Genomic DNA, 22399 nt, shown 5'->3' with positions numbered 1-22399 from the left:
CAACCCCCGGGGACCGAACCGTTATCAGCACCGGCCAGTTGGCGCCTGACGTAGCCTCGGGCCATGCGCCGCCTGCGGCAACTCGCCGCGCACACCCCCGCTGGTCGGCAACGCTACGTCGACCTGCTCCGGGCGCTCGCGATCGGCATGGTCGTTCTCGGCCACTGGGCGGTCGCCGCGATCGGCGAGGACCCCGGCGGCCGGCCGACGGGGCGCTCCGCGCTGCCCGAGCTGCCGTGGGCGTACCCGCTCACCTGGATCGCCCAGGTCATGCCGGTCTTCTTCCTGGTCGGCGGGTACGCCAACGCCGCCTCGCTGACCGCGCGCCGGGCTGCCGGCGGCGACGCCACCGCCTGGCTGCTGGACCGGGGCGCCCGGCTGCTGCGTCCCACGACCGCGCTGCTGCTGGTGATCGCCGGTGGCGGCGCGCTCGCGTCGCTGCTCGGCGTCGGGGCGCCGCTGGTGCGTACCGTCGGCTGGTTCGCCACGATCCCTCTCTGGTTCCTCGCCGCCTACCTGATCGTGGTGCCGCTGACCCCGGCGATGCTCGCGCTGCACCGGCGCTTCGGCCTGCTCGTGCCGTCGGCGCTGGCCGCGCTGGTCGTCGCCGGCGACGTGGGGCGGGCGCTGGGCCCGGCCGAGCTGGCGGTGCCGAACTACGTCTTCGGCTGGCTGGCCGTGCACCAGCTCGGCATCGCCTGGCGCGCCGCCGACACCCGGCGGCACGCCGACGAGGGGCATCATGCCAACGAGGGACGTCACGGCGACGCCGGGCACGCCGACGAGGGACATCACGCCGACGCTGGACGTCACGGCGCCCGTCCAGGTCCGCACGCCGCGTCCGGGCGGGGCGGTGTCCCACCCCGCCCCGCGGGGGCAGAGTGGCGCCGGTGGCCGCTGTCCCGCCGCGCGGGCGCGGGGGCACTGCTGGGCGGGCTGGGCGCGACGGTGCTGCTGACCACCTTCGGACCGTACCCGGTGAGCATGCTCAACGTGCCGGGCGAGCGCCTGGACAACGCCGCCCCGCCCAGCCTGGCCCTGCTGACCCTGACCACCGCCCAGTTCGGGCTGATCCTGCTGCTGCGCGACCCGGCGGAGCGCTGGCTGCGCCGCTCCCGCCCGTGGCAGGCGGTGATCGCGGTGAACGCGGTCGTGCTCACCGTCTTCCTCTGGCACCTGAGCGCCGCGATCCTGCTGGTCGGCGCGCTGGACGCGGCCGGGATGCTGCCGACCCCACCGGTGGGGTCGGCAGCGTGGCTGGCCTGGCGGGTGCCGTGGGTGCTCATGCTGACCGTGGTGCTGGCCGTCCTGGTCGCCGTCTTCGGCCCGATCGAGGCCCGCACCGGCCGCACCGGCGGGGGTGGCGGCGGCGGTGGCGACGGCGGCGACGGCGGCGGGCGCCCCGGGCGGACCGCCGGGACCCCGGCCGGCGGGAGCGCGCCGGCCGGCCCCCGGTGGCGGGCCACCGTGCGCACCGCGCTCACCGCCGCCGGTTTCGCCGCCGTGGTGTACGCCCTGGTGCTCAACGCCCAGACGCCGAAGACGGCACCGGAGCCGCTGGGGGTGCCGACGCCGGCGCTGGTGGCGTACCTGGCCGGGGCCGGCACGCTGCGGCTGCTCAGATCCGGGTGGGCACGCCGGGGCTGAGCCGCCGTGGCGGGCTGCGGACGCCTTCTTCCCTGCCGCCGCGATGCCTTTCCGCCAGCGGCCGGCACCGGGCTGGCGGCCCGTTCGTTCGTCCCCTCAGCACCGGCTGCGTCGGTACGATCCGGCGGTGCGGACCGGTGAGAAGACGCCACCTGGCGTCCTGGCGCTGCCGACCGGCGCGGCGGGCACGAGCGACGAGACGATCGCGGCCGGCGTACGGGCCTGGGTGGGCTCGGCGCCGCTGCGTGCCCTGGTCGGGCACTTCGGCGGCGACTGGCCGGACGGGGAGCTCGCGGCGGTGCTGGCCGCGCTCGACGCCTTCTCTGCCCGGCACTGGGACTTCCGGGGTGGCCGCGAGCGCCCGGACGCCCGGGAACCCGCCTTCGACCCGGCCACCGCGCGGCTGGTGCTCGCCACCGCCGCCGCGCTGGGCATGGTCCGCCCGGCGGCGCCCGCCCGGTCCGAGTACGCCCACCTGGTCGTGCTCGGCGGGTTGGCGCACGCCTGCCAGCGGAGGGTCGCGTACGCGGCGTGGCTGCTGCGCGCCGGCATCCGGGTCACCGGCGAGGTGGCGGTGCTGGGCAGTTTCCGCCCCCTGTCCGAGGAGGAGTGCCGGAGCCTCAACACCGTCGGCGTCGCGCCCTGCGACACGGAGGTGGCGGCCTTGGACGCGGCGGTGCGGCGCGAGTTCGGGGTGGCCGCCCCCGTCGAGGACGACGGCCGCGACGCCGGGCACCCGCACCACTCCTGGTCGTCGCGCACGTACCGGCCCGTGGACCGCCCGCCGGTGCGGGTGCTGGCCGCCCCGTCCAGCGACCCGGCGCGGCGCCGGGCGCACACGGCCGACACCCAGCGTTTCTGGGCCGAGCACGTCCGGCTGCGCGCGGGCGATCCGGTGCTGGTGGTGACCGCGCCGATCTACGTGCCGTTCCAGCACTGCGACGCGCTGCGTACCCTCGCCGTGCCGTACGGCTGCGCGATCGAGACCGTCGGCGTCGACCCGGCCCTGCCCGACCTGGCCGGGCTGCCCGAGCCGGCGCTCACCCCGGGCCGCTACCTCCAGGAGATCCGGTCGGCCATCCGGTCGATGCGCGCCCTGCACACGGCGCTCGGCGACAGCTGACCGCCGCACGGCCGGGGGCCGGCGTGCGGCGGAGCGCCGCACACCGGCCCGGTGGATCGCGGTCAGTTGACGTAGACGGGGCTGTTGCCCTGGGTGACGTCCCGCACGGGCGAGTACGTCGCGGAGAAGTACGCCGTGCCGAAGCAGAGGCTGGGGCCGGAGAACTTCGTCAGCGTCTGGTTGGTGAAGATGATCGAGTTGGTGGTGGTCGCCGTGCCGGTCAGGCTGTTGGTGCTGGTCCGGTACACGCAGGTGATGGGGCCGAGGAGCGAGTTCAGCACGACGGTGCTCTGGATCGGCGCCGTCGCCGTACCGCTGATCTTGACCACGCCGGCGCTGGTCACCGAGGTCGCGTACGGCAGGTTCTGCACGGCCACGCTCTGCACCCCGGTGGTGCCGATGACGTTGGTGGTGCAGCTGGTGAAGGACTGTGCCGTCAGGCTCTCGGTGGCGGTGCCGGGGGCGACCGGGTTGGTCAGCACCTTGGCGCTGAAGCTGGACGCGGCGCACTTCACGCCGGTGGTGCCCGTGGCGGAGGAGTAGAAGGTGGCGTTGGTGCCGGTCCTGAGGCTGGCCTGGATCACGTCGTTGACGGCGACGGCGGTGCCGCCCGGCGTCGGGTAGGTCAGCACGTTGCTGGCGAACGGTGCCGGCGCGGCGCCGGAGCCGGGAGCGGCGGAGCCCGGGGCGGCGGCGAGACCGGTCAGCAGCGCGAGGGTCGCGAGACCCACGCCGATTCGTCCGTACCTGTGCATGGTTCTTCCTTCCGGGAGGGACGGGGTGATCGGAGGCGCGGGAGGTTGCCCGCGTGGCGATCGGGGCCGTCGCGTGACGGACGGCGGTGGAGGTTGCCGGCGGCCGTCGGCGGCCGGGCGGCGGGTCGCGGGGGTGCTGCGACGTCAGCGGGCAGGCCGGGGTGGCGCACTGCGGCGCGGCCGCGTCACCTGCGTCTTTCCGGCCTTGGGAGGGCGCTGCTGTTCCGCGATAATGGCAGCCATCGAGCCCTCCATTCGATGAGTCGACGGGTGACCATCCGGAAGATCACCAACAGTGATGGGATCCCAACTGAGCGTGCAGAAAGTTATAAACCCCGGAGGGTCGCAAAGTCAATCGATTGGAGAGGCGGACGAGTTGACCACGCAGCGCCGCCCGCAACCGGCGCCGGCACCCCTGCCCGGGGCGCGCCCCGGGCGCGACCCCGATCGCGCGATCAAACGCGGCCCGCGCCGGCTCTCCGCCGAGGCGGTGGCCGCGACCCAGCGCGACCGGCTCTTCGACGGGCTCGTACGGGAGGTGGCGACGAAGGGCTACGACAACGCCCGGGTCACCGACATCTGCCACGCCGCCGGGGTGACCCGACCGGCCTTCTACGCCCTCTTCACCGGCAAGGAGGACGCGTTCCTCGCCGCGTACCGGCATGGCATCGCCGTGCTGTCGCAGCTCATGGAGAGCGCCTACCGGGAGGCCGGACCGACGTGGTCGGACGCCGCCCGCGCCGCGCTGCGCACCCTGCTGGAGGTGCTGGCGAGCGTGCCCGCCTTCGCCCGGATGGCACTCGTCGAGGTGGACGCGGCCGGCCCGGACGCCCGCCGGGAGCGCGACGCCCTGCTCGGCAGTTTCCGCCGGTTCTTCGCCGACGCGGGCCCCGTCCCGACGGCCGCCGACGTGGACCGGGACGCGCTGGTGTCCACCGTGGTCGGCGGGATCCACGCCACCGTCCGCAGCCGGGTGGCCCAGGGTCGCGCGGCGGAGCTGCCGCAACTGCTGCCGGTGCTCACCTACGCGGCCATCGCGCCCTTCCTCGGCACCGACGGCGCGGCCCGGGCGACCCGGGACGCACGCCCGGACGACGGCCCGGGGGCGACCGCGCCGTGCGCGCCGACCGGCGAGGCGGCCACCCTGGCCTGACCGCGACCCGGCCTCCCGACCGGGCTTCCCCGGTCGCCGGACACCCGATCGCCGGACACCCGGTCGGCGGGCAGCCGGCCGCCGGACGCCCGGTCGGCGGGCAGCCGGTCGCCGGGCAGCCGGCCACGGGGCAGCCGGTCGGAAACCGCAGCGGTTTTTCACTTTGGCCGTATTTGGCAGATACCGCCGCAACCAGCCGCCACCTGCCGTTGACCTGCGATTTACTCGGCGGTAACTTCAGCCTGCGCAGACCCCACAGCCGATTTCCCATTGTCGCCGATGAATTGATCTCGAAAGGGAGACGCCATGTCGGATGAGCTCGCACCGATCGAAGCCGATCCGCCGCGCAGCGGCGTACGCTGGCGCCGGTTCGCCGTCACGCTGGGCACCGTCGTGGCGGGCGCCGCCGGCATGGTCGTGCTGACCGCCGAGGGCGTGCTGGGCGCGCAGTTCGCCATCTCCGGCATGCCGTTCACCGTCACCGCCGACAAGCTCACCGGCACGGGCTTCGAGCAGTTCGCCACCCTCGACCAGATGATCCCGGACAGCCCCAACCAGGGCGACACCGGCGGGCAGGTGCTGGTCATCGTCTCGGCGGTCGACAAGGCCGAGCTGACGAACCTCTGCCAGAGCATCAACCTGGGCGGCGTCTACCTGAAGATCACCGCTGGCGGCGACGGCAAGCCGGTCACCGCCCGCACCCTGGTCGTCGACGGCGACGAGGTCGCCGGCAACGCCTCCTTCAAGAACATCAACGTCGGGCAGGACGCCAGCACCCTCGACCAGGTGCCGGGCGTGAAGGGCAACCCCGGCGTCTTCGCCCAGCAGGCGGACACGGTCACCATCACCAACCTGCGGCAGAACAACTACGCCACCACGGCGGCCGTGTTCAACCTGCCCAACCTGCGCATGGCGTTCACCTCCGACGGCTGCTGACGTGACCACCGGACGACACCACCCGGCGCCAGCCGCCCGCCACCCCGGCGGGCGCTGGCGCCGCTGGCGGCGGGGCCGCCCGTTCACCGCCGGAGTGCTGATCGCGCTCGGCGGCGTGGAGATGCTCGTGACCCTGCGCGCGCCGCTCGGGGTGCTGCTGCACATCGGGCCACAGGGGCTGGCCGCGTACCTGGTGCCGGCCGTCCTGGTGCTCTGCGGGGTGCTGCTGATCGCCACTCCGCAGCAGCGGGTCTTCTACGCCGTGCTGTCGCTGCTGCTCGGGCTGGTCTCCTGGCTGACCTCGAACCTGGGCGGATTCGTGGTCGGGATGCTGCTGGCCCTGGTCGGCGGGGCGCTCGCCTTCGCCTGGACCCCCGACAAGCGGCGACCGACCGACACCACCGCCGCACCGGCCCCGGACACCGCGGACCAGCGCGAGGACGAGGACCAGCAGGAGGACGAGGACGGGCGCGAACGCGAGGACGAGCGGGCGGACGAGGACGAGGTCGGCACCGCGCTGCTTCCCGGCGGCCGCCCGGCGGACCCGACGCCCGCCGACCGGGGCTGAGTCAGCCGGCGGTGTCGCGTACCGCCTGGGCGAAGACCTCGGAGCGGTGCTCGAAGTTGCGGAACCGCCCGTAGCTCGGCGCGGCCGGGGAGAGCAGCACCACCCCGTCGGCCGGGGTCAGCTCCCGGGCCCGCCGGACGGCGGCGACCAGGTCGTCGACCACCTCGGTACGCACCTTCGGCAGCCCGGCGAGCGCCTCCACGATCCGGGCGCCGCTGTCGGGGATGCCGAGCACGGTCAGCTCGCGCTCCGCGAGGTGCTCGCGCAGCGGCGTGTAGTCCAGGCCCCGGTCGGCGCCGCCGACGATCACGGTCAGCGGCCGCCCCTCGTACGCGTCGATGGCGTGCATGGCCGCGTACGGGCTGGTGGCGAGGGTGTCGTCGACGAAGGTCAGACCGGACGGGTCGGCGATCTCGGTGAGCCGGTGCGCCAGCCCCTGGAACTCGGCGACCGCCACGGCCAGGGTGTCCTTGCGGGCCACCACGTCGACGCCGAGCGCGTCGAGCACGGCGAGGGCCACGCAGAGGTTGCCCTCGTTGTGCCGGCCCACGAGCGGCAGCACCGCGCGCGGGAACAGCGGCCGGTCGCCGAGGTGGAACCAGGGCGTGCCGTCCGCGCCGCCGGCCACGTGGGCGGTGTCCGGCAGACCGGCGCGCACCGCCGCGCGGTCGCCCAGTTCGAGGGCGAGCCTCGGGTCGGCGCCGTTGACCACCACGGTCCGCGGCCCGTGCGCCAGCAGGTTGAGCTTGTCCCGGTAGTACTCGCGCTCGCCGCCGTGCGCGTCGAGGTGCTCCGGGAAGAGGGAGGTGACGACCGCCACCCGGGGCGAGTCGGTCAGGTCGCTGCACTGGTAGCTGGAGAGTTCCAGCACGTACAGCTCCGCCTCCGGCAGGTCCAGCGTCGGCACGCCGATGTTGCCACCGAAGACGTTCGGCCGGTCGACGGCGGCGAGCAGGTGGCTGATCAGGCTGGAGGTGGTGCTCTTGCCCTTGCTGCCGGTGACGCCGACCGTACGGGCGGCATGGTCGGCCATCCACAGGGCGGTGCCCTGGGTCACGGTCGCGCCGCGCCGGCGCAGCTCCACCAGCCACGGGTGGGTCTGCGGCACGCCGGGCGAGCGGACCACCACCTCGGCGGCGGCCAGCCGGGCGAAGCCCTCCTCGCCGGTGACCAGCGGCGCCGCCTCGGCCAGCGGCCCCTCCCAGGGCAGGCTGAGGAAGTTGGCGCTGTCGTCGACGGCGACCAGCTCGGCCGGGCCGTGCGCGGCGATCGCGGTCACCGCGGCCCGGCCCTCCCGGCCGGCCCCCCAGACGGCGACGGTACGTCCGCGCAGGTCAGACAGGCGCACTGGCTCTCCTCAAGAATGTCGACGGTGAGGCAGGGGCGGGTCCACCACAGCCGGACACGGCCGGACGAACCAGGGCCTAGTATGGCGTGTGCCCAATGAGCAGCTGCGGCGGATGGACGCCTTCACCTTCCCGTCCTACTCGATCGACCTCTCCACCGGGGAGGTGTTGTTCGACTACGCCCTCACCGGCGCCGACGGCGAGCAGCGGTTCACCGAGGTGGTCACCCTTCCCCTGCCGGACGCGCCGCCGTCGGACGAGACCGTGGCGACCCTCGGCCGGGTGCTGGAGCTGCTGCACGTGGTCGCCGGGGTCAGCTACTACAAGGCCGCCGCGCCGCCGCGCCTGGTGCTGCCGGCACCGCTGGGCACGGCCGCCGCCGAGCTGGTCACCGCCGTCTACACCAAGGGCCTCGCGGAGTACGCGTACCGCAACCAGCTGCCGCACGTGCTCGAGCTGCGCCCGGAGGTGCCGGCGGGCGAGGTGTCCCCGCCCCGGAAGTACGACGACTCCGACCGGCGCCCGCTCTCGGCGGTCGGCGGCGGCAAGGACTCCATCGTCAGCCTGGAGGCGCTGCGCCGGGCGGGCTTCGACCCGGTGCCGTTCTCGGTCAACCCCAACCACGTGATCGTCGCCGTGAACGAGGCGTCCGGCCTCACCCCGCTCGCCGCCCGGCGGCGCATCGACCCGGTGCTGTTCGAGCTGAACGCCGCCGGGGCGCGCAACGGCCACATCCCGGTCACCGCGATCAACTCGCTGATCGCCGTCGCCACGGCGGTGCTGCACGGCCTGGGCCCGGTGGTGATGTCCAACGAGCGCTCGGCGTCGGACCCGAACCTGGTCTGGAACGGCCACGAGATCAACCACCAGTGGTCCAAGGGCGTGGAGGCGGAGGGCCTGCTGCGGGCCGCGCTGGCCGAGCACGCCGGGCTGACCGAGCCGTACTTCTCGTTGCTGCGCTCGCTGTCGGAGCTGCACATCGCCCGGCTCTTCGCCGAGATCGACCGCTACGACGACGTGGTGACGAGCTGCAACGCCGCGTTCAAGCTGCGCGACGCCAGCGAGCGCTGGTGCCGCGACTGCCCGAAGTGCCGGTTCGTCTTCCTGGCCATGGCGCCGTTCATGTCCCGCGAGCGGATCATCCACATCTTCGGCGGCGACCTGCTCGCCGACGGGTCGCAGATCCCCGGCTACCGGGAGCTGCTGGGCGTGGACGGGCACAAGCCGTTCGAGTGCGTCGGCGAGGTGGAGGAGTCGGTGGTGGCGTTGAGCCTGCTCGCCGAGCAGGAGCAGTGGCGCGACGCCCCGGTCGTCCGCGCCCTGGTCGACGCCGTACCGGAAACGGCCTGGTCGGCCGCCGCCACCTCGGACGTCTTCACCCCGGGCGGCCCGAACCACATCCCCCCGCCCTACGCCAAGACCCTGACCACTCTCACCTGACCCTCCCGCCGCCCGCCCCACGGGCCCGGTTGATCATGAAGTTGTTGCGCCTCGCCCCGGCGTGTCGCAGCAACAACTTCATGATCGACGGGGCGGAGGAGGCGGGGCGGGCGGACGGAGCGGGCGGAGTGGGGGCCCGGCAGGGGCTGGGTGGTCAGGGGGTGCGGATGGCGTCCAGGGCCAGTAGGGCGACGTGCAGGGAGAGGCAGGCCTCCACCGAGTCGAGGTCCACGGCCAGGATGCGGCGGATGCGGGCCAGCCGCTCGTAGAACGCCGGTCGGGACAGGTGCGCCGCCCCGGCCGCCGCCGATTTGTTCCGGCCCTGCTCCAGGTACGCGCGCAGCGTGCCGAGCAACTGCTCCCGGGGATGCTGCGCGTCGTAGGCCAGCAGCGCGCCCAGCTCCCGCTCGACGAAGGTCTGCAACCGTGGCTCGTCGCGCAGCAGGTGCAGCAGCCCCGCCAGCCCCACGTGCGGTAGCCGGAAGACCGCCAGGTCCCGCCGGTCCCGCCGGGCGGCGTCGGCGACCTGCCGGGCCTCGACCAGCGACCGTCGCGCCTCCCGCAGGCCGGCCACGCCCGAACCGGCCGCGACGAGCAGCCCACCGCCCGTCGACCGGGCCACGCCCCTCGTCCGCCCGCCGGACCGGGCCGATCCGTCGTCACGCACGGGCCCGCCCGGGCGAGCCTGTCCGTCGGGGCGACCGGAGTTGCCGGAACGACCGGAACCGTCGGGACGGCCCGAGCCGTCGGAACGGGCGAAGCCGTCGGAACGACCGGAGCCGTTGGGACGACCAGTGCCGTCCGGGCGGGCGGAGCCGTTGGGACGGCCAGAGCCGTCGGGGCGAGTGAGGCCGTTGGGACGAGCGGGGGTGTCCGGGCGGGCGGGGATGTCCGGGCGGGTACGGCGCAGCGCGCTCGCGAACGCGGCCAGCGCCCGGTCCTCGGCCGCCGGCTCCGGCAGGGCGAGCAGCACACCGACGGCGTGGTCGTCGACGGGGCTGGACAGGCCGGTCAGCTTCGCCTCGTGCAATGCCTGCCCGACCGCCTCGGCCAGATCACGCAGTCTCGCCTGGCCGGCCTCCGGACCGCCCGCGCCGGGGTCGGCCGGGTGTCCCGGCTCCGGGGCCGGGCCGCCCTCCCCCGCCGGGTCGTCGGCGCGGTGCCGGACCATCACCCCGACGAGGTGCCGCCGTTCCAGCACCACCCCGAGGGCGCGGGCCCGCAGGGCGACCTCGTCCACCGGTAGGGAGTGGTCCAGCAGGGCGGTGAGCAGCGTACGGTGGATCTGCCGCTCCAGGCCCTCGGCGTCCCGCCGGATCAGCCGGCCCAGGGCCAGCGTCGAGGCGGCCCGCTCGACGAGGATGGTCAGTCGGGTGGGCGGGGCCGCGCACGGCGCGACGGTCGCGACCGGTACGCCGCCCGCCCCGGTCGGGTCGAACACGCGCCGGCCGGCCGCCAGGTCACCTCCGCCCGGCCAGCGCAGCAGCAGCCGCCCCCAGTCCTGCCCCCGGGCGCCCACTGTGGTGACCAGCCACCCGTTGTCGCCGTCGTACGCGGTCCGCCCCGCCGGTCGGATCCGGCGCGAGTGCTGCTCCCAGCAGTCCAGCAGCAGTTCGGCGCTCTCCCCCGCCGGGTCGTACGCGAGCACCTGCCGGGACAGGTTCTCCAGCACCACGGGGCAGCCGGACAGCTCGGCCGCCTGCCGTACCACCTCGCCGGGGCCGGCGCCCTCCACCGACAGCTCGGTGAAACGCTGGTGGATCTCCTCCGTCGCCCGCAACTCGGTCAGCTGCGCGTCGACGATGAGCGCGTGCACGGCCTCGGTGATCCGGACGAACGGGGTGGCCCGTCGCAGCTCCACGAGAGGCAGTCCGCGCCGCTCGGCGGCGGCGGCCATCACCCGGGGAACCGCACTGACGTACCGGCGGCCCAGCTCGACGACCAGGCCGGAGACGCCCACGTCCGCCAGGTCACCGATGAAGGCACGCACCCCGGCGTCGTCGGCGGGCAGTCCGATGCCGGTGGTGAGCACCAGCTCGCCCCCGCCCAGCAGCGGGGCGATGTCCGGCACCTCCGTCACGTGCACCCAGCGCACCGGGCGGTCGAGGCCGACATCCCCGGCTACCAGGCGCGGGGCCCCGTGGCGGACCGGGTCCAGCGCGAGAACCTCACGGACGGTAGGAAACACGGGCGACACGCTACCGTCCGTGACGCCAATTCCGCACGGGCAGCGTTCGGTGTCGGGCCAGAGCCGCCCGTTCTCGACCCCGCGCCACCCGGCAGCGGGACCCGCCCGAGCCTGCTTGGAGCGACGGGCGGGTCCGCCTAGGGACAGTCTGGTGAGGACGCGACCACCGCCGCGAGCTGCTCAGTCGACGCCCAACTCCATCGCGGCGCGGTCGAGCGCCTCGTCGGCGGCGGAGGAAACGCCCCGGGACGCGATGGCCTCCGCGCCGCCCTGCGGCATCGCACCGATCAGCCCGGTCGAGGCTGCCTGCGCGGCGCCGACCATCCGCTGTGGAGCCGGGCCGCCGACCATGCCGAGGGTGGCGTACTGCTCCAGCTTCGCCCGCGAGTCGGCGATGTCCAGGTTGCGCATGGTGAGCTGACCGATCCGGTCCGACGGGCCGAACGCCGAGTCCTCCGTGCGCTCCATCGACAGCTTGTCGGGGTGGTAGCTGAACGCCGGGCCGGTGGTGTCCAGGATCGAGTAGTCCTCGCCCCGGCGCAGCCGCAACGTCACCTCGCCCGTGACGGCCGTGCCGACCCAGCGCTGCAACGACTCGCGCAGCATCAGCGCCTGCGGGTCGAGCCAGCGGCCCTCGTACATCAGCCGACCGAGGCGGCGGCCCTCGTTGTGGTAGTTCGCCAGGGTGTCCTCGTTGTGGATGGCGTTGACCAGCCGCTCGTACGCGGCGTGCAGCAGCGCCATGCCGGGAGCCTCGTAGATGCCCCGGCTCTTGGCCTCGATGATCCGGTTCTCGATCTGGTCCGACATGCCCATGCCGTGCCGGCCGCCGATGGCGTTGGCCTCCAGCACCAGGTCGACGGGGCTGCCGAACTCCTTGCCGTTGATCGTCACCGGGCGGCCCTGGTCGAAGCCGATCGTGACGTCCTCGGTGGGGATCTCCACCGACGGGTCCCAGAACCGGACTCCCATGATCGGGTTGACCGTCTCGATGCCGGTGTCGAGGTGTTCGAGGGTCTTCGCCTCGTGCGTGGCGCCCCAGATGTTGGCGTCGGTCGAGTACGCCTTCTCGGTGCTGTCCCGGTACGGCAGGCCGCGTTCCAGCAGCCACTCCGACATCTCCTTGCGCCCACCGAGCTCCGTGACGAAGTCGGTGTCGAGCCACGGCTTGTAGATGCGCAGCTGCGGGTTGGCCAGCAGGCCGTAGCGGTAGAACCGCTCGATGTCGTTGCCCTTGAAGGTCGAGCCGTCGCCCCAGATCTGGACGTCGTCGGAGATCATCGCCCGCACCAGCAGGGTCCCGGTCACGGCCCGGCCCAGCGGGGTGGTGTTGAAGTAGACCCGCCCGCCCGAGCGGATGTGGAAGGCCCCGCAGGTCAACGCCGCGAGGCCCTCCTCGACCAGGGCGGCGCGGCAGTCGACCAGCCGGGCGACCTCGGCGCCGTAGCTGAGCGCGCGACCGGGCACCGAGGCGATGTCGGGCTCGTCGTACTGGCCGATGTCGGCGGTGTAGGCGCAGGGAACGGCGCCCTTGTCGCGCATCCACGCGACCGCGACCGAGGTGTCGAGGCCGCCTGAGAAGGCGATGCCGACACGTTCACCGGTGGGCAGGGAGGTGAGAACCTTGGACACAGGGAAGATTATGCACCAGGGCGCATGGCCATGCAAACGCCGCGCCGACGGGCGCGGAGGACCAGACGGCAGACGTACGCCGAGCCGGTTTCGGCCGGGTCCGCAAACGAGTCTTGCTGGGGTGATTCCTCCCCGAATAACCTCTGGCGATGGAAACCGGGGTCGGGTTCGGGTACAAGATCGAGTGGCTCGCGGTGCGCTTCCGAAGCGCCGAGTCGGTGGCCGCGTCGTTGGGTCTCGGCCCGCTCTCACCTGCGACGTGGCAGGACGCGGTGGCGGCCGCCTACGCGGGCGCGTGGCTGCTGACCCCGCCTGTCGAGGGCTGGACGCTCGCCGCCTCCATCGAGGTGCGGGCCCCCGACGACAGTCGGTTCGGGCCGTGGCTGGCGCGCCTGAGCGCGTCCCTGGGCGAGGTCCAGTACTTCGGGACGCACCGCGTGGTGGAATACCACGGCTGGGGACGCGCGAACGGCGGCGTCGTGGACCGCGCATACGCCTACCTCGGCGAACGTGGCGAGGTGCTGTTCCACGCAGGTGAGCCGACCCCTGAGGAACAAGCGCTCGGTGTCGGTTTCGTCCCCGACGACGACTGGTGGGACTCGTGGGACGAGGATGACGACGACCCGTGGCCGGACGAGGAGACCGTGCTCACGCTCGCCGGGCGTTGGAGTCTGGATCCGCGAACGTTGGACGGCGCCCAGCTGGCGGGGTCGCCCTGGATCGCCGAACCCACCGGGCGCCCGACCTAGACCGGATCGTCGCGGCCCAGCTCCCAGCAGGCCACGGCGGTGGCGGCGGCCACGTTCAGCGAGTCCACGCCACGCCGCATCGGGATCACCACCCGCGCGTCGCTGGCGTCGATCGCCGCCCGGGTCAGTCCGGCGCCCTCGGCTCCCATGAGCAGCGCCGCCCGGGCCCGCTGCGCCGCGTCGAGCCGCTGGATCGGCATCGCGTCCGGCGCCGGGGTCATCGCCAGCACCGTGAAACCGGCCGCGCGGACGTCGCCGAGCGCGTCCGGCCAGGGCTCCAGCTTCGCGTACGGGATCGCGAAGACCTCGCCCATGCTGACCCGTACGCTGCGCCGGTAGAGCGGGTCGGCGCAGGTCGGCGAGAGCAGCACGGCGTCCACCCCGAGCGCGGCCACCGCCCGGAAGATGGCACCCAGGTTGGTGTGGTTGTTGACGTCCTCGAGGATCACCACCCGCCGGGCCGCCGCCAGCACCTCGGCGGCGGCCGGCAACGGCTTGCGCCGGAACGACGCCAGTACGCCCCGGTGCACGTGGAAGCCGGTGGCCCGTTGCAGCACGTCCTGGGTGGCGGCGTAGACCGGGGCGTCGCCGGTGTCCAGGTCGGCGAGCTGGTCGACCCGCTTGGCGTCCACCAGGTACGACCGGGCCGGGTAGCCGGCCCGCAGCGCCCGGCGCAGCACCAGCTCCCCCTCGGCGATGAACAGGCCGTGCGGCGGTTCCCAGCGGGTACGCAGCTCGACGTCGGTCAGCGCGCGGTAGTCGGCGATCCGGTCGTCGTCGGGGTCGGTGATCTGGTGGATGGGCACCCGACGATTCTGCCGGACGCGCCACGGCCACCCTCGGGCCGCCAGCGACGCTGCCGCCGGGCTGGGCCGGGGCCGGACGACGCGGTGGCGGGCGGGGGTCGCCGAGACCACCACCGCGTGACGCCGGAGTCCGTCGGGTCAGTCCGCCCGGCGGTAGCGCAGCAGCACCGACCGGCCGTCGAAGGTCCGCGAGTCGACCAGGCGCAGGCCCATCCGCTCGCTGGGCGCGAAGACCGGTTTGCCGCCGCCGAGCACCACCGGGTGCACGAAGATCTGGTACTCGTCGATCAGGCCGAGGGTCGTCAGCGCGCCGGCGGCCCCGGCGCCGCCGAGGAGCAGCAGGTCACCGCCCGGCTGCTCCTTGAGCGCGGCGACCTCCATGCCGAGGTCGGCACCCCCGACCACCTGCGCGCCGTGGTCGGCCGCGGTGAGGGTGCGCGAGACGACCACCTTCGGCGTACGCCGCCAGATCGGCGCGAACGCCAGGTCGTGCGGGTGGTCGGAGATCGACTCGACCTGCGGCCAGTAGTCGGCCATGAGTTCCCAGACCCGGCGGCCGTAGAGGAAACCGCCGACCTTCTCGCACTGCGCCAGCGAGTACGCGGACAGTTCGTCGCCCATCTGCGGCCAGTCGAACTCGCCGTTCGGCCCCTCGATGAACCCGTCGAGCGACTGGTGCACCCCGTAGACGATCTCCCGCATGCGCTGCTCCTCCCGGACCCGACGCCCCTCGTGGGCGTCCTCCCTCGATGGTCGGAGCGGCACCGCCGTATCTGACATCCTCGGGCGGAAATTCTTTGGAACCGTCGGCCGTCAGCCGCGGCGTTCCAGCCAGCGGCGCAGGTCGGACTGGCGCTGGTCGTCCGAGGGCGACTGCCGCCGCTCCTCGGCCGGGCGGCGCTGTTCGACCTGCGGGCGCTCCACCGGGCGGCGCGGATCGCCGACCAGTTCGCGGCTCGGGGCGGCGAAGGCCTTCTCCGGCTCACCGTCGACGGCGGTGCCGATGACCCGGGCGACCGCGTCGATCACCTTCGCCTGCACCGCCGCGCCCACCGAGTCGGTCGGGTCGTCGGGGTTGGCGGCGATGCCGGCGACCGCCACCTGCGGGGTGAAGCCGACGAAGGTCTCGGTGGCGTTCTTCTCCGAGCTACCGGTCTTGCCGGCCACCGGCCGACCGTCGAGGATCCGGTTCACCGAGGTGGCCGTGCCCCCGTTGCACTGCGCGAGCGTGGACTGCTGGCCGACCGGGCAGCGGGCGGCGTCGGTGGCGGCCCGGGCCACGTCGGCGTCGAGCACCCGCCGGCAGGACGGGTCGCCGACCGGCACCTTCTCGCCGTCCGGGGCGGTCACCGAGACCACCGGCAGCGGCGCGCAGTAGACGCCCTCGGCCGCCACGGTGGCGTACGCGTTCGCCAGGTCGAGCGGGGTGGTGGCGGCCACGCCCAGCGTGAACGAGCCCCAGTTGGCGGCGTCGTTCTCGGCGAAGGCGGCGTCGGCGTCGGCCCGGAAGGTGATGCCGAGACGCTGCGCCATCTCCACCACCTTCTCCTGGCCGACCTGCTCGGCCAGCCAGACGAAGTAGGTGTTCACGGAGCGGCCGAAGCCGTCCCACATCATCCGGTAGCCGTTCATCCACTCCGGGTTGGCGTTGGCCGGGCACCACCGGCCGGCACAGCTGCCCTCGCCCTCGGCGGCGTACCGGGTGGGCAGCCGGCCGGGCGCGTCGAAGCCGGTGGAGAGCGGCTTGCCGGCCTCCAGCGCGGCGAGCATGGTGAAGAGCTTGAACGTCGAGCCGGCCTGGTAGCCGTCCACGCTGTCGCCGCCGGAGATCAGCGGGTTGACGGTGTTCGGGTGGTTGGCCTGCCCGTCCGGGTTGGCGTCGAGGCTGTAGTGCCGGTTGACCGCCATCGCCAGCACCCGGCCGGTGCCCGGCTCCACGGCGGCGATCGGCAGGGCGCGCTTGTTGTCGTAGGAGTAGACGCTCGTGGCCTGCTTCTGCGCGGTGGCCTGGACCTGCGGGTCCAGCGAGGTCACCACCGTGTAGCCGCCGCGGCGCAGGGCCTGCTCCCGCTCCTCGACGGTCGCGCCGAACTCCGGCTGCGCGAGCCACCACTGCCGCAGGTAGTCGCAGAAGAAGCCCCAGTCGTCGTGGCCCTGGGCGACGGCGGTGCAGCCGTTGGGCTGGGCCGTGGGGCGCAGCGTCAGCTTCTCGGCCCTGGCCCGCGCGGCCTCCTCGGCACTGATCGCGCCGGTGGAGACCATCGAGTCCAGCACGTAGCCGCGCCGCTCCAGCGCGGCGTCCGGGTCGCCGTTGATCGGGCTGTACGCCTCCGGCGACTGCACCAGCCCGGCGAGCAGCGCCGCCTCGCCGAGGGTCAGCTCCGCCGGCGCCTTGGCGAAGTAGCGCTGGCTGGCCGCCGCGATGCCGTACGCCCCGGAGCCGAAGTACGCGATGTTCAGGTAGCGGTTGAGGATCTCGTCCTTGCTCAGGCGCTGCTCCAGCGCCATGGCGTACCGGATCTCCTGGATCTTGCGTCCGACGGTCTGCTCGGTGGCCGCGGCGCGCTCCTCGGCGGTGCGGCCGGGATCGGTCTTGAGCACGTTGCGGACGTACTGCATGGTCAGCGTCGAGCCGCCCTGCTGCCCGCCGCCGGAGACGTTCGACACCACGGCCCGCAGCAGCCCGCGCAGGTCCGCGCCGCCGTGGTCGTAGAACCGCCGGTCCTCGGCCGCCACGATCGCCTGCCGCATGACCGGGGCGATCTCGTCCAGCGGTACGTCGGTGCGGTTGACGTCGTAGAACGTGGTGATCAGCGTCTTGCCGTCGTTGGCGTAGAGGTAGGAGCGTTGCGGCGTGGCCGGGGTCCGCAGCGCCTCGGGCAGCGCCGCGTACGACCCGACCGCCGCCTTGGCGGCGAATCCGAGCAGCAGGTTGCCCGGCAGCGCGGCGACCGCCAGGACCAGGCCGGCGAGTACGCCGGCGAGCAGCACGGTGAACAGCCGCGACAGCGGCGGGCGGGGTGGGGCCATGCTATTCAGGATTGCCGCGAAAGCCGCCAATCGGCGAGCCCCGGAGGCCTGCTGTCAGCAAATTCACCGCCTGCGACCAGCGGTTTCTCATCTCAGCCGCCTCGCCGACACCAGGGACCCCAGGCGGCCCAGCAATCCCGCAGCGGGGGCGGGTCAGGTGGGCAGCGGGCCGTTGGGGCCGGGAGCGGCCGGGGCGGCGGCGAGGCTCGCACTGGCCGCGTCGCGGGCGATGTCGCGGGGCACCAGGCGGCCGGAACGGTAGCCGACGCCGATGCCGGCGATCAGCACGAAGATCGCGCCGAAGGTCTGCAACGAGCCGATCAACGCGCCGCCGAGGCCCAGCAGCGGGGCGGCGATCATCAGCATGACGCCGTCGCCGATGCTGAACATCCCGGAGCGGGCCACCGACCAGCCGGTCAGCAGCCAGCCCAGGCTGTAGCAGGTGGCGCCGACGAGTACGAGCATGCGCGCGGTGGTGCCGAAGACGGGGGTCTGCTCCGCCAGCCCCGCGAAGGGCAGCATGAGCACCGTGCCGGCGATCGAGACGAGCAGGCCGGCGACGGCCGCCCGGCGACTGCGGGTGGCCGCGAGCAGCCCGGTCAGCGCCAGCAGGGCGAGCAGGCCGAGCCACACCGCCGCCACCCAGCCCACCAGGTAGAGGGGCCGGCCGTCGGCCGGGTACGGGTCGTTGCCCACCCCGCCGTCGCTGGCCATCGCCACGACGGCGTAGAGGATGGCGTACGTGGGCAACAGCCACACCGCGCCCCGGGCGAGCCGGCGCAGCGACCAGGCCCAGGTGGCGTTCGTGGCCGGCGCGACCGATGTCGGCTCGACGAAGGGCAGCACCCCGAACCCCCCGCCGGTACGCCGACTGCCGAGCGGCCCGACGGGATCGTGCGCACCGGGGACCGGGGTCGAGGACCACGCCCGCTTCGCCGGATCGTTCATGCGTCACCTCGCTCGTCCGACGAGCGGCGCGGGACGCGCCGGGGCGCCCCGATGCCTGCTCACCGCCCGTCCTAGGACCGATGGTGGCAGGCGACGGAGCGCCACATGAGTCTTTCTCGCATTTCCGAGCGACCGCCCGGACCCGGTCAGCCCCGTTCGCGCTGGTCGGCCGGGTCGTTGAGCAGGCTCGCCGGGGAGACCGGCTCCGGTGCCGGCAGCCCCTGCGGCTTGCCGCCGGTGGCCTGCGCCTCGGCGACGCGTACCTCGTCGTGGATCTGCTGCGCGGCGGCCGCCGCGGCCTGCGCGGCCTCGGCCGCCTCGCGCTCCACCTCGCTCGCGCTGCCGGCCGCTTCCGGCGCCGGCTCGTCGCCGACCATCCGGCTCAGCCCGCCGAGCGCGCCGCCCATGCCCTCCAGCGCCTTGGTCAGCTCGGCCGGCACGATCCAGACCTTGTTCGCGGTGCCGTTGGCGATCTGCGGCAGGGCCTGGAGGTACTGGTAGGCGAGCACCTTCTGGCTCGGGTTCGCGGCGTGGATCGCGTCGAACACCGTACGGATCGCCTTCGCCTGGCCCTCGGCCTGGAGAATGCGGGCCTGCCGGTCACCGTCGGCGCGCAGCACCGCGGCCTGCTTCTCACCCTCGGCCGTGAGGATCTGCGACTGCTTGTGCCCCTCGGCGTTCAGGATCGCCGCCCGGCGGTCCCGCTCGGCGCGCATCTGCTTCTCCATGGAGTCGCGGATGCTCGGCGGCGGCTCGATCGCCTTGATCTCCACCCGGGTGACCTTGATGCCCCACCGGCCGGTGGTCTCGTCCAGCACGCCGGACAGGTGCCGGTTGATCTCCTCGCGGCTGGTCAGCGCCCGCTCCAGGTCCAGCGAGCCGATCACGTTCCGCAGCGTGGTGACGGTGAGCTGCTCGATGGCCTGGAGGAAGTTCGAGATCTCGTACGTGGCCCGGACCGAGTCGACGACCTTGAAGTAGAGGACCGTGTCGATCGAGACCACCAGGTTGTCGGAGGTGATCACCGGCTGGGGCGGGAAGCTGACCACCTGCTCACGCATGTCGACCTTGGTACGCACCGCGTCGACGAACGGGACCAGGATGTTCAGCCCCGGGTTGAGGGTGCGCTTGTACCGGCCGAGCCGCTCCACCACGTCCTGGCGCTGCTGCGGCACGATCCGCACCGCCTTGGCCAGGGTGATCACCCCGACCAACGCGATGGCCATCAGTAGGACCGGGATCACAAGTTCCATGTACTCACCTTTTCGCTTCGGGTAGCTCCCCGGAAGGAGAAACGTCGTCCCGCCACACCAGGGCGGTCGCACCCCGCACCTGGATCACCTGCACCCGTTCGCCGGGGGCGAAGTGCTGGCTCGCGTCGTAGGAGCGGGCCTGCCACAGCTCGCCGTCGATCTTCACCATGCCCCGCCCGGCGTCGACCTGCTCCAGCACGAGCGCCGTGCTGCCCTCGATCGCCTCCACGCCGAAGGGCTGCTCGCCGCTCTCGAGCGCCGAGCGGCGGTGTCTGCGCAGCGTGGGCCGCACGCCCAGCACCGTCAACGCCGACACCGCGGCGAAGACGATCGCCTGCACCTCGACCGGGGCACCGAGCGCCGCCGCTCCCGCGGCGGCCAGGGCCCCGACCGCGAACATGATCAGAAACAGCGTCGTCGTGAAGATCTCAGCGACCGCCAGAACGACACCCAGCACGATCCACAGCACGGCGTCCACCCCCCGATCGTGACACGTCAAAGCACGTGGAGCCCACTCACGAAGATCAGTAAGCTCGGCGGCACGCCGACGGTCACCCCCGGCGGCGCCGGAATCCTTCGAGGAGAGCTCGTGTCCCTGCTACCCGAGACCGCCCGCCAGGTCGACGCCCTCGTCGCCGAGGCGCAGACCGCCGGCCGTACGCCGTCGCTGCTGATCGGCGTGGTGCGCGACGGCGCGCTGACGCACCTCGCCACCGCCGGCGAGCACCCGCGCCCCGAGGCCGACCTCCAGTACCGCCTCGGGTCGATCAGCAAGACCATGACCGCCACCCTGGTCATGCAGGAGCGTGACGCGGGTCGGCTGGCCCTGGACGACCCGCTGGAGCGGCACCTGCCCGGCACCGGCGTCGGCGCGGTCACCCTGCGGCAGCTACTCGGCCACGCCAGCGGCCTGCGGCGCGAGCCCGACGGGCAGTGGTGGGAACGCGCCGAGGTCGGGGACCTGACGACCCTGCTCGCCGGGGTGAGCGCGGAGAAGATCGCCTATCCCCCGCACCGGGTCTACCACTACTCCAACCTGGCGTACGGGCTGCTCGGCGGGGTGCTCGAACGGATCACCGGCACCCCCTGGGCCGAACTGCTGCGCCAGCGCGTGCTGGAGCCGCTCGGCATGCGCCGCACCACGTACGCGGCCACCGAGCCGTTCGCCCGCGGCTACGTGGTGCACCCCTGGCACGACACGCTGCGGGAGGAGCCGCGTACCGACACCGGGGCGATGGCGCCGGCCGGGCAGCTCTGGTCCACGGCCGAGGACCTGGCCCGCTGGGCGGCCTTCCTGGCCGAACCGGCCCCGCAGGTGCTGGCGGCGGACACCCTGACCGAGATGTGCGTCCCCGTGTCGATCAGCGACGTCGACACGTGGACCGGCGGGCACGGCCTCGGCCTGGAGCTCTACCGGCAGGGCGAGCGGGTCTACGTCGGGCACGGCGGCTCGATGCCCGGCTACGTGGCCGCCCTGGCGGTGCACCGTCCGTCCCGCACCGGCGTGATCGGCTTCGCCAACTCGTACGGCTTCCGCACCGGCGCGATCGGCAGCGTCGCGCGGCAGGTCCTCACCACCGTGCTGGACGCCGAGCCGGCCCTGCCGCAGCCCTGGCGACCGGCCACCGCCGCCCCGCCCACGGAGTTCGACGAGGTGGCCGGCCGCTGGTGGTGGATGGGGGCGCCGCTCGACCTCACCTGGGACGCGGTCGCGGGCGAGTTGGTCGCCCACGTGCGCGGCGAGCGGATGAGCCGGTTCGTCCCGCAGGGGCCGGACCGCTGGCGGGGTCGCTCCGGCCCGGAGAACGGCGAGATCCTGGCGGTCCTGCGCGACGAGGCGGGGCGGGCGGTGGCGCTCGACATCGCCACCTTCGTCTTCACCCGCACCCCCGACCAGGAGCCCTGACGGCGGACGGAGCCGCCGTCGGCCGGGTGTCCGACGGCGGCTCCATCCGCGGCCGGGGTGCCCGACGGCGGCTCCGTCGGCGGCGGGACACCGCGTCGGCGCTCAGGCCGGCTCGGTGACGAAGTCGATCAGGCGCTCCATCGCGTTGATCAGCGGGGTCTCCACGTCGGCGAAGCTGTCGACCCGGGAGAGGATGAGCCGCCACATGTCCGCGGGCTCGGCGACCCCGAGCGCGGCGCAGACACCTTCCTTCCACGGCCGCCCCGGCGGCACCACCGGCCACGCGGCGATCCCCAGCGCGGCCGGCCTGACCGCCTGCCACACGTCGACGTACGGGTGCCCGGTCACGAGCACGTGCGGGGAGGTGACCTTCGCGACGATCCGGCTCTCCTTGGAGCCGGGAACCAGGTGGTCCACGAGCACGCCGAGGCGACGGCCGGGCCCGGGGGCGAAGTCGCGCACCTCGGCGTCGAGCGCGTCGATGCCGTCCAGCGGCTCCACCACCACGCCCTCGACGCGCAGGTCGTCGCCCCAGATCCGCTCGACCAGGGCGGCGTCGTGGACGCCCTCCACCCAGATCCGGCTGGCCTTGGCGACCTGCGCGCGTACGCCGTCGACGGCGATCGAGCCGGAGGCCGTACGGCGGCGGGCCGCCGGCACCGGGGCGCGGCTCGGTCGGCGCAGCGTCACCGGCTGCCCGTCGAGCAGGAACGCCGCCGGCAGCAGCGGGAAGTTGCGCCGGCGTCCGTGCCGGTCCTCCAGCACGACCGCACCGGCCTCGAAGCCGACCACCGCGCCGCAGAAGCCCGAGTCGGCGTCCTCGACCACGAGGTCCGGCTCGGCGTCCACCTCGGGCGTGACCTTCCGCCGCCGCCAGTCCCCCGCCAACACGTCGTCGCCATACCGCCGCCCCATGCCG

The 22399-nt window shown here is 73.8% G+C and carries 18 protein-coding genes and 2 pseudogenes; 8 read left to right on the top strand and 12 right to left on the bottom strand.

The genetic code is table 11. The features are described from left to right. Nucleotides 1-63: 63 nt before the first annotated feature. A complete protein-coding gene (locus ACGFIR_RS24435; protein WP_393002661.1) occupies nucleotides 64-1647 on the top strand; it encodes an acyltransferase in 1584 nt (527 codons plus the stop codon). A gap of 127 nt (nucleotides 1648-1774) precedes the next feature. Further along, a complete protein-coding gene (locus ACGFIR_RS24430; RefSeq protein WP_393147350.1) occupies nucleotides 1775-2770 on the top strand; it encodes a hypothetical protein in 996 nt (331 codons plus the stop codon). Nucleotides 2771-2832: 62 nt separating this feature from the next. Here the strand turns inward: ACGFIR_RS24430 and ACGFIR_RS24425 are convergent, their stop codons facing one another. Beyond that, entirely contained in the window at nucleotides 2833-3525 is a 693-nt protein-coding gene (locus ACGFIR_RS24425; protein WP_393002657.1) for a Tat pathway signal sequence domain protein, read from the bottom strand. 376 nt (nucleotides 3526-3901) lie between these two features. Between ACGFIR_RS24425 and ACGFIR_RS24420 the strand changes: the two genes are divergently transcribed. From ACGFIR_RS24420 to ACGFIR_RS24410, 3 genes are all read left to right on the top strand, one after another. Next, on the top strand, nucleotides 3902-4678 hold the full coding sequence (locus ACGFIR_RS24420; RefSeq protein ID WP_393002655.1) for a TetR/AcrR family transcriptional regulator: 777 nt from the start codon (nucleotides 3902-3904) through the stop codon (nucleotides 4676-4678). A 306-nt stretch (nucleotides 4679-4984) separates the two neighbouring features. Continuing rightward, nucleotides 4985-5614: a DUF6230 family protein gene (locus ACGFIR_RS24415; protein WP_393002653.1), complete on the top strand. Its 630-nt coding sequence runs from the start codon at nucleotides 4985-4987 to the stop codon at nucleotides 5612-5614. Between the two features lies 1 nt (nucleotide 5615). Then, nucleotides 5616-6182 carry a DUF6114 domain-containing protein gene (locus tag ACGFIR_RS24410; protein WP_393002651.1) on the top strand — a complete coding sequence of 189 codons (567 nt, stop codon included), beginning with the start codon at nucleotides 5616-5618 and terminating at the stop codon, nucleotides 6180-6182. A gap of 1 nt (nucleotide 6183) precedes the next feature. Here the strand turns inward: ACGFIR_RS24410 and murD are convergent, their stop codons facing one another. Continuing rightward, the gene (murD, locus tag ACGFIR_RS24405) at nucleotides 6184-7530 is read right to left on the bottom strand and encodes a UDP-N-acetylmuramoyl-L-alanine--D-glutamate ligase (protein WP_393147348.1); all 1347 of its coding nucleotides are present in this window, start codon (nucleotides 7528-7530) and stop codon (nucleotides 6184-6186) included. Nucleotides 7531-7618: 88 nt separating this feature from the next. Between murD and ACGFIR_RS24400 the strand changes: the two genes are divergently transcribed. After that, nucleotides 7619-8968, top strand: a complete 1350-nt coding sequence (locus tag ACGFIR_RS24400) for a hypothetical protein (RefSeq protein ID WP_393147346.1) — start codon at nucleotides 7619-7621, stop codon at nucleotides 8966-8968. Nucleotides 8969-9122: 154 nt separating this feature from the next. Here ACGFIR_RS24400 and ACGFIR_RS24395 read toward each other — a convergent pair. From ACGFIR_RS24395 to argG, 3 genes and pseudogenes are all read right to left on the bottom strand, one after another. Beyond that, nucleotides 9123-9563: pseudogene (locus ACGFIR_RS24395) on the bottom strand (PucR family transcriptional regulator); the annotation flags it as partial. Nucleotides 9564-9680: 117 nt separating this feature from the next. Then, nucleotides 9681-11156, bottom strand: a pseudogene (locus ACGFIR_RS24390) (PucR family transcriptional regulator ligand-binding domain-containing protein); the annotation flags it as partial. A gap of 180 nt (nucleotides 11157-11336) precedes the next feature. Then, nucleotides 11337-12788, bottom strand: coding sequence for an argininosuccinate synthase (gene argG / locus ACGFIR_RS24385; RefSeq protein ID WP_393002645.1), 1452 nt, complete (start codon nucleotides 12786-12788; stop codon nucleotides 11337-11339). Nucleotides 12789-12937: 149 nt separating this feature from the next. Here argG and ACGFIR_RS24380 point away from each other — a divergent pair, with 149 nt between their 5' ends. Beyond that, on the top strand, nucleotides 12938-13537 hold the full coding sequence (locus ACGFIR_RS24380) for a hypothetical protein (RefSeq protein ID WP_393147344.1): 600 nt from the start codon (nucleotides 12938-12940) through the stop codon (nucleotides 13535-13537). Here ACGFIR_RS24380 and ACGFIR_RS24375 read toward each other — a convergent pair. From ACGFIR_RS24375 to ACGFIR_RS24350, 6 genes are all read right to left on the bottom strand, one after another. Continuing rightward, the gene (locus ACGFIR_RS24375) at nucleotides 13534-14388 is read right to left on the bottom strand and encodes a TrmH family RNA methyltransferase (protein WP_393002941.1); all 855 of its coding nucleotides are present in this window, start codon (nucleotides 14386-14388) and stop codon (nucleotides 13534-13536) included. The two genes, ACGFIR_RS24380 and ACGFIR_RS24375, sit on opposite strands and share 4 nt — an antisense overlap. Nucleotides 14389-14481: 93 nt before the next feature. Then, a complete protein-coding gene (locus ACGFIR_RS24370; RefSeq protein ID WP_393002641.1) occupies nucleotides 14482-15045 on the bottom strand; it encodes a dihydrofolate reductase family protein in 564 nt (187 codons plus the stop codon). A 111-nt stretch (nucleotides 15046-15156) separates the two neighbouring features. Continuing rightward, on the bottom strand, nucleotides 15157-17373 hold the full coding sequence (locus ACGFIR_RS24365) for a transglycosylase domain-containing protein (protein WP_393002639.1): 2217 nt from the start codon (nucleotides 17371-17373) through the stop codon (nucleotides 15157-15159). 153 nt (nucleotides 17374-17526) lie between these two features. After that, nucleotides 17527-18321, bottom strand: coding sequence for a hypothetical protein (locus ACGFIR_RS24360; protein WP_393147342.1), 795 nt, complete (start codon nucleotides 18319-18321; stop codon nucleotides 17527-17529). 146 nt (nucleotides 18322-18467) lie between these two features. Further along, nucleotides 18468-19574: an SPFH domain-containing protein gene (locus ACGFIR_RS24355; protein ID WP_393147340.1), complete on the bottom strand. Its 1107-nt coding sequence runs from the start codon at nucleotides 19572-19574 to the stop codon at nucleotides 18468-18470. Nucleotides 19575-19578: 4 nt separating this feature from the next. Then, entirely contained in the window at nucleotides 19579-20052 is a 474-nt protein-coding gene (locus tag ACGFIR_RS24350; protein WP_393002623.1) for an NfeD family protein, read from the bottom strand. Between the two features lie 111 nt (nucleotides 20053-20163). Between ACGFIR_RS24350 and ACGFIR_RS24345 the strand changes: the two genes are divergently transcribed. Continuing rightward, on the top strand, nucleotides 20164-21480 hold the full coding sequence (locus ACGFIR_RS24345; RefSeq protein ID WP_393147338.1) for a serine hydrolase domain-containing protein: 1317 nt from the start codon (nucleotides 20164-20166) through the stop codon (nucleotides 21478-21480). Between the two features lie 102 nt (nucleotides 21481-21582). On the opposite strand, the gene ACGFIR_RS24340 is transcribed toward ACGFIR_RS24345, so the two are convergent. After that, nucleotides 21583-22395 carry a DUF3097 domain-containing protein gene (locus ACGFIR_RS24340; protein ID WP_393002619.1) on the bottom strand — a complete coding sequence of 271 codons (813 nt, stop codon included), beginning with the start codon at nucleotides 22393-22395 and terminating at the stop codon, nucleotides 21583-21585. Nucleotides 22396-22399: the final 4 nt, after the last annotated feature.

It is taken from the genome of Micromonospora sp. NPDC049051, from assembly GCF_043197575.1.
GTDB lineage: Bacteria > Actinomycetota > Actinomycetes > Mycobacteriales > Micromonosporaceae > Micromonospora.
Note: the sequence above shows the minus strand (reverse complement) of the source record. Positions and strands in the feature narration are given on the sequence as shown.